General features: G+C 66.3%; 11 protein-coding genes and 2 pseudogenes. 7 read left to right on the forward strand and 6 right to left on the reverse strand.

Annotation, left to right across the window (positions count from 1 at the left end; translation table 11 throughout):
• Window positions 1-498, forward strand: a pseudogene (locus AC1DRP_RS28975) (hypothetical protein); the annotation flags it as partial.
• 249 nt (window positions 499-747) lie between these two features.
• Here the strand turns inward: AC1DRP_RS28975 and AC1DRP_RS28980 are convergent.
• Complete coding sequence (locus AC1DRP_RS28980) at window positions 748-1020, reverse strand: hypothetical protein (protein ID WP_476770280.1); 273 nt, start codon at window positions 1018-1020, stop codon at window positions 748-750.
• Between the two features lie 479 nt (window positions 1021-1499).
• On the opposite strand from AC1DRP_RS28980, the gene AC1DRP_RS28985 reads away from it, so the two are divergent.
• Window positions 1500-2993, forward strand: coding sequence for a sensor domain-containing diguanylate cyclase (locus AC1DRP_RS28985; RefSeq protein WP_476770281.1), 1494 nt, complete (start codon window positions 1500-1502; stop codon window positions 2991-2993).
• Between the two features lie 123 nt (window positions 2994-3116).
• Here the strand turns inward: AC1DRP_RS28985 and AC1DRP_RS28990 are convergent, their stop codons facing one another.
• On the reverse strand, window positions 3117-4262 hold the full coding sequence (locus tag AC1DRP_RS28990; RefSeq protein WP_476770282.1) for an MFS transporter: 1146 nt from the start codon (window positions 4260-4262) through the stop codon (window positions 3117-3119).
• A 193-nt stretch (window positions 4263-4455) separates the two neighbouring features.
• Between AC1DRP_RS28990 and AC1DRP_RS28995 the strand changes: the two genes are divergently transcribed.
• Both AC1DRP_RS28995 and AC1DRP_RS29000 read left to right on the forward strand, forming a co-directional pair.
• Window positions 4456-4611, forward strand: coding sequence for a c-type cytochrome (locus AC1DRP_RS28995; RefSeq protein WP_441493704.1), 156 nt, complete (start codon window positions 4456-4458; stop codon window positions 4609-4611).
• A gap of 326 nt (window positions 4612-4937) precedes the next feature.
• On the forward strand, window positions 4938-5213 hold the full coding sequence (locus AC1DRP_RS29000) for a hypothetical protein (protein WP_476770283.1): 276 nt from the start codon (window positions 4938-4940) through the stop codon (window positions 5211-5213).
• Between the two features lie 95 nt (window positions 5214-5308).
• Here the strand turns inward: AC1DRP_RS29000 and AC1DRP_RS29005 are convergent, their stop codons facing one another.
• The 3 genes from AC1DRP_RS29005 to AC1DRP_RS29015 all read right to left on the reverse strand — a co-directional run bounded on the left by AC1DRP_RS29005 (window position 5309) and on the right by AC1DRP_RS29015 (window position 9141).
• Window positions 5309-6226 (reverse strand): 3-hydroxyacyl-CoA dehydrogenase NAD-binding domain-containing protein, encoded by a 918-nt coding sequence (locus AC1DRP_RS29005; RefSeq protein ID WP_476770284.1) that lies wholly within the window; start codon window positions 6224-6226, stop codon window positions 5309-5311.
• A gap of 91 nt (window positions 6227-6317) precedes the next feature.
• Complete coding sequence (locus AC1DRP_RS29010; protein WP_476770285.1) at window positions 6318-7322, reverse strand: Bug family tripartite tricarboxylate transporter substrate binding protein; 1005 nt, start codon at window positions 7320-7322, stop codon at window positions 6318-6320.
• 79 nt (window positions 7323-7401) lie between these two features.
• Window positions 7402-9141: an IlvD/Edd family dehydratase gene (locus AC1DRP_RS29015; RefSeq protein WP_476770286.1), complete on the reverse strand. Its 1740-nt coding sequence runs from the start codon at window positions 9139-9141 to the stop codon at window positions 7402-7404.
• A 64-nt stretch (window positions 9142-9205) separates the two neighbouring features.
• On the opposite strand from AC1DRP_RS29015, the gene AC1DRP_RS29020 reads away from it, so the two are divergent.
• The 3 genes from AC1DRP_RS29020 (at window position 9206) to rfbD (ending at window position 11265) form a co-directional block, all read left to right on the forward strand.
• On the forward strand, window positions 9206-9892 hold the full coding sequence (locus AC1DRP_RS29020) for a GntR family transcriptional regulator (RefSeq protein ID WP_476770287.1): 687 nt from the start codon (window positions 9206-9208) through the stop codon (window positions 9890-9892).
• Between the two features lie 279 nt (window positions 9893-10171).
• Complete coding sequence (locus AC1DRP_RS29025; protein WP_476770288.1) at window positions 10172-10372, forward strand: dTDP-4-dehydrorhamnose 3,5-epimerase family protein; 201 nt, start codon at window positions 10172-10174, stop codon at window positions 10370-10372.
• The gene (rfbD, locus tag AC1DRP_RS29030) at window positions 10372-11265 is read left to right on the forward strand and encodes a dTDP-4-dehydrorhamnose reductase (RefSeq protein WP_476770289.1); all 894 of its coding nucleotides are present in this window, start codon (window positions 10372-10374) and stop codon (window positions 11263-11265) included. The genes AC1DRP_RS29025 and rfbD overlap by 1 nt, the downstream gene beginning before the upstream one ends.
• A gap of 512 nt (window positions 11266-11777) precedes the next feature.
• Here rfbD and AC1DRP_RS29035 read toward each other — a convergent pair.
• Window positions 11778-12062 (reverse strand): annotated as a pseudogene (locus tag AC1DRP_RS29035) (mechanosensitive ion channel family protein); the annotation flags it as partial.

Consider the following 12062-nt stretch of genomic DNA (forward strand, 5'->3'; position numbering starts at 1 on the left):
ACCGCACTGGTGTTCGGCACTCTCTTGGCATTCATCGGGATGATAGACCAATCGCGACCGGCTGCGTCATCGACAAGCCCCCTTGGTCCTTCGCTTCTCGTCAAGGCCTTCACCAACCTCTCCCCGACCGCAGAAGCCGGTGCTTTCGCGACAGGTCTTTCCGAAGAGGTGCTTTCACAACTCGCGACCTTTCGGGAGTTGACGGTCGTTCGAAGCGAGGCTTCCAATGCGTTGGCGTCGCGGCGGTCCRTGGCCCGGCGCCATTTCGACGCCCGGCACATCCTTGAAGGCATGATCCGTGCTGGCGAGGGCAAACTCAGGATTACCAGCCGCCTCGTCGACCGAGACACATCAGCCATTATCTGGTCCGCAATTTACGAGGCCGATCTGCGTTCCGGGAATCTCATCGACCTCGAAAGTGGCGTAGCGCAAAAGATCGCCGTCGCGGTCGCTCAGGCCATTCGCGCCCCATCACGCCCGGTGTCGAACGCACGCTAAGGGCGAGACTATGCGCGAATTGCCCGGTATACGGGCTCGGCCCAACTTCCGCTTAAGCGCGCGATCCGGCCCCTCGATGAACCCGGCCTGACTTCTGCAAACCACTCATCCGGACGCTCCCAGGCGAGGGGAGGAGAGTCCGAGCTGGGTCGCAAGTGGATTCCCCGGACGCAGGCAGACTGTGCCAAGTTTGGCGGATACTGGCAGGCGTTGCCTTCACGGGGAGGGATGCGTCAGTCGGTCCGGCTGTCACACGCCAAGGATGCCGATGGTGCCGGGATCGGAAACGGCCTCGGCCATCGCGATCGCGTCGCTCTCGATCGAGACCGCGAGGCGGCAGTAATCATCGAAGCTGAACATCGCGCAGCGTTGGTCCTGGGACCGGTGGGTGATCACCTCCCAGATGACGTCGTACTCCTCGCAGACGCCGCGAAACCGGGGGGCTTGCATTCGCGCGAAGCGATTGCGGAACGCGGGGAGCCTAAGCATGAGGCGGGCAAGCCCGCGTTCTTGAGCCGACATGGAACGCCCTCGTGAACCCACCAGAAGACATAGGCAAGGAACGCATAGGCAAGGGCTGAAAGCAGGAACGATGTCGAGTATCATCGTTTCCACTAGAAATACTAACGCGGAACGCCAACAGCCTCAAATGTACTTTGGAGTGCGATCGACGATTTGTGCGTGAGATGCGGGATCGTAGTTAAGGCTGATTTGTCGGGTTCGCAGAAAGTCGCCGCCGCCGGGGCTTCCAGGGCTTCCTTCAGATCGACGATTTGCGCCGGCTGCGCCTCGCAGGTCCCTGCGGACAGAGGGCAGGAGCAGGCGATGCTCCAGTATTGGCGTCGACGTGACGACCGCTCCCGCGCAGGCCGATCGGGCAGCGACCCGACGGGCGAACCTGCGCCACAACTTGCGGTATCATGGCGCCTGACGAATCAGGCTTGGCCGCCCCGGCGATCGGTGGCTTGAGCCCTCCGGGCAAGCCGGAATTGGAATGGTCGATGACAAGCGTGCCCCCTGCCATCACCCCTGTTGCCGCCGATGATCGGCATATGTTCGATCTCGCGCCGGTTTCGCTCTGGCTGGAGGATTATAGCGGCATCCAGGCGCTGTTTGCGGAATGGCGCACGCAGGGCGTCGACGATCTGCGCGCCTTCCTCGAAGCCGATATTGGGCGGGTCAAGGCCTGCTCCAGCCGCATCCGCCTGCTCAAGGTCAACCAGCAGACCCTGACTCTGTTCGGCGCCGACGACACCGCGCACCTGATGGCCAATCTTGACCAGGTCTTCCGGGCCGACATGCTGAAGAGCCATGTCGACGAGTTGGTCCAGCTCTGGGAGGGCAAGCTCGATTTCAGCAGCCGCACCGTCAATTACACGCTGTCGGGCGGCCGCCTCGACGTCCAGATCAACGGGCGCATCCTGCCGGGACATGAGGCGAGCTGGGACCGGGTGCTGGTCGCCATCGACGACATCACCGAACGCGAGCAGGCGCGGCGCGAGCTGGTGGCGAGCGAGGCCTATGCGCGCGGCCTGTTCGACCATTCGCCGGTCTCGCTCTGGGTCGAGGATTTCCGCCATGTCAAAGCCCTGCTCGACGATCTGCGCGAGCAGGGCATCGAGGATCTGCGCGTCTTCACCGAGGTGCATCCCGAATTCATCGACCGCTGCATGCACGAGATCAGGGTGATCGACGTCAACAGGCACACGCTCGAGCTCTTCGCGGCGCACGACAAGGCGCATCTGCTCGACAATCTCGACGAGGCTTTTCGCGGCGAGATGCGCGTCCCCTTCCGCGAGCAGCTCATCGATCTCTGGAACGGCAAGATCTTCCAGCAGCGCGAGGTGGTGAACTACAAGCTCGACGGCACCTTGCTCTACCTGCACCTGCAGTTCTCGGTGCTGCCCGGCCATGAACAGAGCTGGTCGCTGGTCCAGGTCGCGCTGACCGACATCACGGCAAGGCGCAAGGCCGAGGCCTATCTCGAATTCCTCGGCAAGCACGACGTGCTGACCAAGCTCTACAACCGCAGCTTCTATGTCGACGAGCTCAACCGTCTCGAACGCAAGCGCACGCAGCGCGTCTCGCTGATGCTGGTTGATCTCAACGGCCTGAAACGCGTCAATGACGAGTGCGGCCATGGCGCTGGCGACGATCTGCTGCGCCGCGCCGGCGAGGTGCTCGCCAAGGCGGTGGACAAGCCGCTCTTCGCGGCACGGATCGGCGGCGACGAATTCGCCGTGGTGCTGCCGGGCGCCGGCACGGGCGAGGCGGGGCTGGTTCTGGCCAATGTCCAGCAGCTGATCGAGCTCAATAACCAGTTCCATGGCGACACGGCGCTCAGCCTTTCGCTCGGCATGGCCACCTCCGAGCCGGGCGAAACCATGGAGTCCCTGGTGAAACGGGCCGACCGGCTGATGTATGAGAACAAGCGCAGCTACTACGCCAGCAACGATCACGACCGTCGCCGGCCGGACACGCCCCCCGCGCCCTGAGCTGGGGGCTCCAAGCGCCGGGGCAGGGGCGATTGCGAAGGCCACAACGACCGTGAAGGGGTGGAGGCTGCCGGCATGGCAGGACTGAGCCGGGCCGAAGCTGTGAAGCGCGGGCGCCGACCCTCAGGTTTTGATGCGCGAGGACAGGCCGACGACGACCACGACCGTGATCATCAGGCAGCTCACGACGATCAGGGCCGTGGACAGGGAGACGGCCGTCATCACCGCGCTGGCCAGGATGACGCCGGTTGCGTTCGCGGTGCGAAGCAGGGCGAAGACCTCGGGCCGCTTCTTCGGAGGGGCGAGCGCGTCGAGAGCAAGCGAGTAATAGGTGCCGAGCGGGGCCAGAACCATTCCGACGAGGACCGCGCCAAGGACCGTGACCGCCAGCGAGATCTGGAGCGCGACGAGGATGGAGCCGACCGTCATGATCGTCAGCTGGATCAGGACAGCCCTGCGCGTCTGCATGCGGTTGCGAATGCTGACCCAGACACCGCCCGCCACCGAAGCCAGGCAAAGTGGCACCGTGAACAGGATCGCGAGCGTCGGTTGGTAGCCGAAATGCAGGGCGAGAGCGACAGCGCCGATCTCGATCGCCGCCACGGTCGATCCACCTGCGGCGGCGCACATCAGCCAGAGCAGGATCGCCGGGCTCACCACGGACGCATCGGGATGATGCGCGTCCTCCACTGCGGCTGCGGCGGTCGTCGGCACCAGCAGGGCTGGAATCGCCCCGAGCGCCGCGACAACCAGCACGGCGAAGACCGGCGAGACGCCGCCCAGCCCGGAGGCGGCCACGGGAGCCAGGACGAACGTCACCTCGTTGAGGGTCGCCGAGATGCCGAGCGCTCGCGGCAATTTCGCAGCCGGCGCCAGCGCGTTGAGCACCGTGCGCAGATAGCCGAAGGCAGCGCCGTTCACCGCCCCTGCCAGGGCTGAGAATGCGACGAGCCAGCCGAACGCGGCCCCGTGGTGAGCCAGCACTGCGATGGAGGCCAGCGCAAGGGTCCGGAAGACCACCAGCAGCCGCAGGAACGTCGTCGGCGGGAAGCGTCTGCCGACCCGGGTGATCGGGATCGCACCGACCACTTGCGCGAGCGTCATCGCCAGGATCATCGCTGCGCCGCCGCTCGTGTCTCCCGTCAGAGCCAGGGCGACCAGCGCGAAGGCGACCGGCCCTGCGGCCTGCGGGACAGAGAGCGTCGCCGATGAGATGAACCACCGGACAAGCAGGGCAGTGCTTGATGTCCAAGGTCTGGGTTTAGTCACGCACGGGAACCAAAAAACGGGCCGGGCCGGCCCCGGAGATTTTAATCCCGCAACAGGACTGAGGACGTTCCCTCGCCGGCCTGCGTAGCAATATTCGACATGCTGTCAATCGAGCGGGAAGAGCCCGGCAGCCCCGCCGCGTTGATGGCCGACCCGCCGTCGGTCACCATCGCTTCGCCCACCCGCCGCCGAAATCTTCTGGATCGTCAAGAACGGGGTTCGGATGACCGGCATGCCGTCCTTCGCGGACAGCCATGGCGACGACGACCTGCGGGCCGCCGTTGCCTTCGTGCAGACGCTGCCGGGCATGACGGAGGAGCAATATGCCGCCTATGAGAAGGCGCAGTGAAGTTCCACTGGAACGTGATGATCTCAGCCCAAGCAGCCGGGATGACTCAGATATTGGCACGAACGCGGGAGTCCGCGCCGATGACAAGGTCCAAGCTGATCGCCTCGCATCGAGATGGATGATGCGCTCAGTCTCTCCGGGCAGAGGGATGTGTGGCACGGCGGGCGAGCGCTGTGCTAAGTTTGGCCCGTCGCGTGCAAGCGAGATGAGGCGCCGGCTCGTCCGGTGGGATCGCGGTCATCCCGCGGATGCCGAGCCCCACAATTCGTCACGCCGACCTGATCATGAGGCGCACTCCCACGTTTGGTCGACGGGAGGACAGACCGATGCGACACACCCTGACCGACAAGGCGTTTGCGGCGGCCCTGGTCCTGGCCGCGACATCGCCAGCCTGGGCGCAGGATCAACGCCCCGGGTTCAGCCAATCCCTCACCTGCAGCTTCAGCCACGACCAGGGGGAAACGAGGATCACGCTGAGTGGCCGCTGCTCCGGCGCGCTTGACTTCAGCCTCTCCGTCCAGATCGAGCGCCGGGACGCGTCGCGGACGCGGGGGCAGGAGAGAACCTTCCGCGAGGGCACGGGGCCGATCACCGATTTGTAGGGCACCTGTCAGGGCCGAGGGGCGTGCCGCCGCCTGATCCGCGAAGGGACTGCGCGCGGGATTTGCTGCGCGCCAACTCAGGCCTGTGCCCCCGCCTACTCGCTCACCAGCTTGCGCGATTTCAGCAGCGCCAGCAGGCCCTCGTCGCGGCGCGCTTCCAGCTCGGCGATCGAGCGGCCGGCGCTCTCCTCTGCGACCCCCTCGACGATCCGGCGCTGCACCTCTTCGCTTAAAGTCGGTTGGCCGAGCGATTCCCAGCGCCTGAGCTGGCTCGGCCCGAGATGGGCAAGATAGCCCTTGATGCCGCCGGCGCCGCCGCCGAGGTGATAGGTCATGTGCGGGCCCATCAGGGCCCAGCGCAGACCCGGCCCATGGCACAGGGCGGCATCGATATCGGCGACGCTGGCCACGCCCTGCTCGACCAGATGGACCGCCTCGCGATAGAGCGCCGACGCCAGCCGGTTGGCGATATGGCCCGGCATTTCCCGGTTCAGCACCACGGGCCTGCGCCCGAGCACGCGATAGAAGGCGCAGGCCTGCGCAATGACGGCCTCATCCGCGCCGATGATCTCGACCAGGGGCACGAGATGGGGCGGGTTGAACGGATGGGCGACGATGATGCGCTCGGGCCGGAGGCACTCGGCGACGATGGCGCTGCGCAGCAGGGCCGAGGTGCTGCTGGCGATGATCGCATCCGGCGCCGTCTGGGCGTCGATCTGGCTCAGCAACTGCCGTTTCACGGCCTCGTTCTCCGGGCCGTTCTCCTGGATGAACTGCGCGCCTTCAAGCACCGCGCCGAGCCTGGTCGAAAAGCTGAGCGCCCCCGCGCCGGCAAGCCCCAGTTCGGCGAGCTGCGATCGGGCGCGCTCGACGTAAGTGAAGAATTTCTCCTCGGCTGCGGGCGAGGGGTCGTAAGCCGCGACAGCGACGCCATGAGCACAGGCGAGCGCCGCCCAGCTCGCGCCGATCATGCCGGCGCCGACAATGGCGATGCGCTCGATGGGGTTTGTCATGATGCTCTCGCTCCCAAGGGCTGGCGTCGATGAGCGCAGGATCTCACCGGTGCCACCGCTCCGGCCTAGCGCAGCGCGGAGCCAAATTCCATCACTCCGGCTTCAGCCCGGTCGCCTTGATCAGGTCGCTCCATTTCGTCATCTCGCTGTCGATCAGCGCGGCCGCCTCGGCAGGCGTGCCGGGCTTGGGCGTCACGCCCTGCAGCTTCATCGCTTCCAGCGCCTTGGGGCTTTTCAGCGCCTTGACGATCTCGGCGTTGAGCTTGTCGATGATCGGCTGCGGCGTGCCGGCCGGGGCGAGCACCCCGAACCAGGAGCCGATCTCGAAATCGGGCAGCCCCTGCGCGATCGCCGTCGGATAATCCGGCATGAAGGGGGAGGGCTCGCGGCCGGTGGTCGCGATCGCCTTCAGCGAGCCCGCATTCACATGCTGGAGCACGGAGGGAATGGTGTCGAACATCACCTTGACCTGGCCGCCGATCATGTCGGTCATCGCCGGGCCGCTGCCGCGATAGGGCACGTGGCCGAGCTTCGTCCCGGCGCGCGCATTGAACATCTCGCCGGCCAGATGCTGCGGCGAGCCGTTGCCGGAGGAGGCGTAGTTGAAGTCCTCGGGCTTGGCCTTGGCGAGCGCGACCAGCTCGGGGATGGTCTTCGCCTGCACCGAGGGGTGGACGACGAGCGCCAGGCCGACCGTGCCGGCGATGGTGACCGGCGCGAAATCCTTCTTCAGGTCGAAGCCGGGCTTGGCCTGCAGCCCCATATTGATCGAGTGGCTGGTGAGCGCGCCCATCAGCAGCAGATAGCCATCGGGCTGGGAGCGGGCGACGGCAGCCGCGCCGACGCTGCCGGCCGCGCCGGCGCGGTTCTCGACGATGACGCGCTGGCCGATCGTCTGCGAGAGTTCCTCGGCGATGACGCGGCCGATAATGTCGGTCGCCCCGCCCGGCGCATAGGGCACGAGCAGCGTGACCGGCCTTTGCGGATAGGCCTGCGCGCCTGCGGGACCGGCAAGGGCAAGTGACAGACCGGCAAGTGACAGACCGGCAAGTGAGAGAGCGGCGAGCGTGCCGCCGAGAAAGGCGCGTTTCAGCATCGGGCATTGTCCTCCGGGTTGGGCTGCGGGCCGGTTCGTCCGGCCCTGCATCACGTGTCTTGAGCCGCGCTGCGGCCAGTCAGCAGAAGTCGAAATCGCAGCCTTCATCGGCCTGGAGGACGCTTTTCAGATAGAGCCCGCGATAGCCGCGCGAGGGCTCGCTGAGATGGGCGGGCGCCTGCCATTCTGCCCTGCGGCGGTCGAGCTCGGCCGCCTCGACCAGCAATTCGATCTGGCGGGCGGGCACGTCGAGCCTGATCAGGTCGCCGTCGCGGACCAGCCCGAGCGGGCCGCCCACCGCCGATTCAGGCGTGATGTGCAGGACGATCGTGCCGAAGGCGGTGCCGCTCATGCGGGCATCCGAAATGCGGACCATGTCCTTGACGCCGGCCTGGGCGAGCTTCTTCGGGATCGGCAGATAACCGGCCTCCGGCATGCCGGGCGCGCCCTTGGGGCCGGCATTGCGCAGCACGAGCACGTCATCGGCAGTCACATCGAGCGCGGGATCGTCCATGCGCGTCACCATGTCCTCGACGGAGTCGAAGACGACGGCCCGGCCGGTGTGCTGGAGCAGGGCAGGAGAGGCGGCCGAATGCTTGATCACCGCGCCGCCAGGCGCCAGGTTGCCGCGCAGCACGGCCATGCCGCCGGTCTGCTTCAGCGGGTTTGCGGCGCTGCGGATGATCGTCTGGTTCGGCACCTCCTCGGCGGCCTCCGCGATCTCGCCGATGGTCTGGCCACTGATGGTGATGGCGTCGAGCGCCAGATGCGCGCGCAGTTCCTTCATCAGCTTCGGCACGCCGCCGGCCCAGTGGAAATGCTCCATGTAATGATCGCCCGACGGCTTCAGATCGATCAGCACCGGCACGGCGCGGCCGATCGCGTCGAACTCCTCGAGATCGATGCTCAAGCCTGCGCGCCGCGCGATGGCCGCGAGATGGACGAGCCCGTTGGTCGAGCCGCCGATCGCCTGCAGCACCACCATGGCGTTGCGGAAGGCGGTCTCGGTCAGCAATTCGCTCGGCCGCAATCCACGTGAGCTCTCGCCCCCCTTGGCCAGCGCAACAGCCTGCTTGCCGCTGGCTTCGGCGGCGCGGATGCGGTCGGCATGGGTCGCCGGAATCGTGCCGGTGCCGGGCAGCGCGATGCCGAGCGCCTCGACGAGGCAGCCCATGGTGCTGGCCGTGCCCATGACCATGCAGGTGCCTTGCGTCGGTGCGAGCCTGCCGCTCAAGACCTCGATCTCGGCCTCGTCGATCGTGCCGGCCCGGTGCTGGCCCCAGAGCCTGCGGCAATCCGTGCAGGCGCCGAGGATCTCGCCCTTGTGGTGGCCGACCAGCATCGGGCCGGTGATGAGCTGGATCGCGGGGATATCGGCCGAGACCGCGCCCATCAGCTGCGCCGGGACGGTCTTGTCGCAGCCGCCGATCAGCACGACCGAATCCATCGGCTGGGCGCGGATCATCTCCTCGGTGTCGATCGCCATCAGGTTGCGCAGGAACATCGAGGTCGGGTTCGAGAACGACTCGTGGATCGAGACGGTCGGGAACTCCATCGGCAGGCCGCCGGCGAGCATGACACCGCGCTTCACCGCCTCGATCAGGCGCGGAACATTGCCGTGGCAGGGGTTGAAGTCGCTGAAGGTGTTGGTGATGCCGATGATCGGCCGGTCGAGCGCATCGTCGGAAAAACCGGCCGCCTTGATGAACGCCTTGCGCAGGAACAGCGAAAAGCCGGGATCGCCATAGCTGGCGAGATTGCGGCGCATGCCGCGCGGGGCCGGTTTGGCGGGGGCCGTCTTGTCATTGGTGCTCGTCATGACATGATGAGGCGTTGCCGTTGACATGATTGTCAACAATTATGTTGGAACTGGAATAAGTCGCATGTCCGTCCTCGCGTTGAAGCCCGCCACCGCCGACCGCACCCGCATGGTGGCCGATGCCCTCGAGGAGGAGATCGTGCTTGGCTGGCTGCTGCCGCGCGAGCGCCTGATCGAGGAGGACATCGCCGCTCGGCTCGAGGTGAAGCGCCATGTCGTGCGCGAGGCCCTGGCCGAGCTGGAGCGGGTCGGGCTGGTCGAGCGCGTGCCGAACAAGGGCGCAGCCGTCAGGCTGCTGGAGCCGCAAGAGGTGCGCCAGATCTATTCGGTGCGCGAGGCGCTGGAGACCTTGGCGGCTGAGCAGATTCCGCTGCCGGCCGGCTCCGAGATCGTCTCACGGCTGAAAGCCATTCAGGACGTCCATGCGGCCGCGGTCACCGACGCCGACGCGCGCGCGGCCTTCCGCGCCAATATGGCGTTTCACGAGGCGCTCTTTGCCGCCTGCGGCAATCCGCACCTGGTCGAGCTGATCCAGATGATGGCGCAGAAGGTTCATGGCGCCCGTTCGATCACGGCAGCCAGCCCCTCGCATCTGGCGCTGGCCTGCGCCGAGCATTGGGCGATGATCGCCGCGCTCGAGGCCGGCGACCGGGCGAGGCTGGTCCAGCTCTGCCGCGACCATCTCGGCCCCTCCCGCGACGCCTATATCGCCGCCGTGGAGCAGAGGCAGGGCCGCGATCAGGCGCGATAGGGGGGCTTTGGCCGGGGGGCGGGTGACAATGTCCGGAACTGCCTTTTCTGACGTTGGGTACGTCCGCTTTTCGGCCATTCAATTTGGCGAAGACGAGGCTGATCTTCAGCACTGGAGGTCACTATGATCATGAGCCGGGAGGTGTTGCGGACTCGGGCCCCGCTCGCGTCCATAGACGAGCCGCGAAAATTCGTCGATCTACGTGGGGGATCGGTTCAAGCGGACAACATCAGGGCCAGCGGTCATATCGTGCCGCGCAAACAGGCCGGAGACATGACAATGCCCTTCGTCACACACGAGCCGGACACCGAAGTGCTCTGCAAGACCACCGGGCCCTACGCGCCCGAGAACGATCATGGGCTTGCCTTCGATGATCCGGCCCTCGGCATCGCCGAGGCTCTGCCCCTGTCCTCGCTGCCCCTCTCCGACAAGGATCGCAAGCATCCGCGGCTCGCCGAGATGCTGCGGTTTTTCGACTGATGGGTCTGCGCATCGTCGTCACCGGTTGGACCGGCCAGGTCGTCCGCGCCATGCTGGAGCGCGTGCCGGCCGGTGTTGAAGTCGTCGCGCTCCGCCGCCCGGATCTGGATCTCGCCATCCCCAAAATGATCGCGCCAGCACTGCGCGCGGCCAGGCCCCATGTCATCGTCAATGCGGCGGCCTATACGGCGGTGGACCAGGCTGAGAGCGAACCCGACCTCGCCATGCGCGTCAACGGCGAGGCGGCCGGTGAAGCGGCGCGCGCGGCTGCCGCACTTGGCGTCCCCGTCATCCAGATCTCGACCGACTACGTCTTCGACGGGGCGCTCGATCGGCCCTATCGCGAGGACGACGCGACCGGGCCGATCTCAGCCTATGGTGCCAGCAAGCTGGCTGGCGAGCGGGCGGTCGCGGCCGCCTCGGACAACCACGCGATCCTGCGCACGGCCTGGATCTACAGCCCCTTCGGCAAGAATTTCGTCAAAACCATGCTGCGCCTGGCCGAAACAACCGACGAGGTCGGCGTGGTCGCGGACCAGCATGGCTGCCCGACCAGCGCGCTCGACATCGCCGACGCCGTCCTGGCGGTGGCGCGCAATCTGGTCGCCCGCCCCCAGGACGAAACACTGCGCGGCATCTTTCACATGAGTGCTGCGGGGGAAGCGGTCTGGGCCGATGTCGCCGAGGCGATCTTCGCAGACCGGGAGCGGCTCGGCGGCAAGCCGGTCGCGGTCAAGCGCATCGCCACGACGGATTACCCGACGCCAGCGCGGAGGCCGGCCAATTCACGGCTCGACTGCGGCAAGCTCGCTGCGCGGCACGGCGTTACGCTTCCCGCATGGCGCGGCTCGCTGGCGACCTGCGTCGAGCGTCTCCTCAAGGATCAGGGATAGACCACGTCCAACTGCGGCGGATGAGCCTCACGCACCATGGCGATCTCCGCCGTGACGCGGAAGAAGCGGGCGATCTCGCAGATATCGCCGTGCTCGGCCGGGGCGTCTTCCCTGACGAGATCGAACGATTGCCGACGCGATTGGCGCCAAATGGCAAGACCCGGCGGCCGGGCAATGCGCGAAATGATCTGGACAGGTTTCGTCTGCTGATCGGACAGCGATCGATCGGATGAAGGCTTCGACTGTCAGGCCGTGCCGACTGGTCAAAGCCCCGCCCGAGATTCGCCCGATGTCTGGTTGCCTGACGGCCGGAGGATCGATGGAGCGCGATATGGCTGAGATCGCGATGGTCGCCGTGGGATCGGTTGTCTATTCGCTGACCTGCTGGGTCGCCCTAGCGCCCCGTCGCAGATGAGCGGCCGATGCTTCGGCTTGGACCCGTTCTTCTGGCTGGACCGGTTCTTGTGGCCGCAAGGCCCCGATGCCCGGTAAACGAAGGCGAACAGCCAGGCTCACCCACCCATCTCGGGGACATGAAGGGGCTTGGGCACCAGTTTGATGCCGTTCTCCGCCAGCACGATCCGCACCTTGGACAGGATCGCCTTGCGGATCTGGAATTGACGCCCGGCCCGGGCCTTGTATTTGGCGCGGATCACCAGAGTGCCTTCCTCGAGCGCTGCAATGCCCTGGCTCTTGAACGGCTCAAGCAGATCGGCGTTCAGCTCCGGATCCGCTTCGATCTCCTGCCCGATCTTCTTGAACAGTTTCCGCACGGCTTCGACATCGGTGTCCAAGGC

This window comes from Allobosea sp. 01N443, from assembly GCF_056399325.1.

What these genes read in the sequence shown, in the direction of transcription:
- AC1DRP_RS29000 (WP_476770283.1), top strand. Translation starts at nt 4,938, where the DNA reads ATGCGACACACCCTGACCGACAAGGCGTTTGCGGCGGCCCTGGTCCTG.
- AC1DRP_RS28980 (WP_476770280.1), bottom strand. Translation starts at nt 1,020, where the DNA reads ATGTCGGCTCAAGAACGCGGGCTTGCCCGCCTCATGCTTAGGCTCCCC.
- AC1DRP_RS29010 (WP_476770285.1), bottom strand. Translation starts at nt 7,322, where the DNA reads ATGCTGAAACGCGCCTTTCTCGGCGGCACGCTCGCCGCTCTCTCACTT.
- AC1DRP_RS29005 (WP_476770284.1), bottom strand. Translation starts at nt 6,226, where the DNA reads ATGACAAACCCCATCGAGCGCATCGCCATTGTCGGCGCCGGCATGATC.
- AC1DRP_RS29015 (WP_476770286.1), bottom strand. Translation starts at nt 9,141, where the DNA reads ATGACGAGCACCAATGACAAGACGGCCCCCGCCAAACCGGCCCCGCGC.
- AC1DRP_RS28985 (WP_476770281.1), top strand. Translation starts at nt 1,500, where the DNA reads ATGACAAGCGTGCCCCCTGCCATCACCCCTGTTGCCGCCGATGATCGG.
- AC1DRP_RS29020 (WP_476770287.1), top strand. Translation starts at nt 9,206, where the DNA reads ATGTCCGTCCTCGCGTTGAAGCCCGCCACCGCCGACCGCACCCGCATG.
- AC1DRP_RS29025 (WP_476770288.1), top strand. Translation starts at nt 10,172, where the DNA reads ATGCCCTTCGTCACACACGAGCCGGACACCGAAGTGCTCTGCAAGACC.
- rfbD (WP_476770289.1), top strand. Translation starts at nt 10,372, where the DNA reads ATGGGTCTGCGCATCGTCGTCACCGGTTGGACCGGCCAGGTCGTCCGC.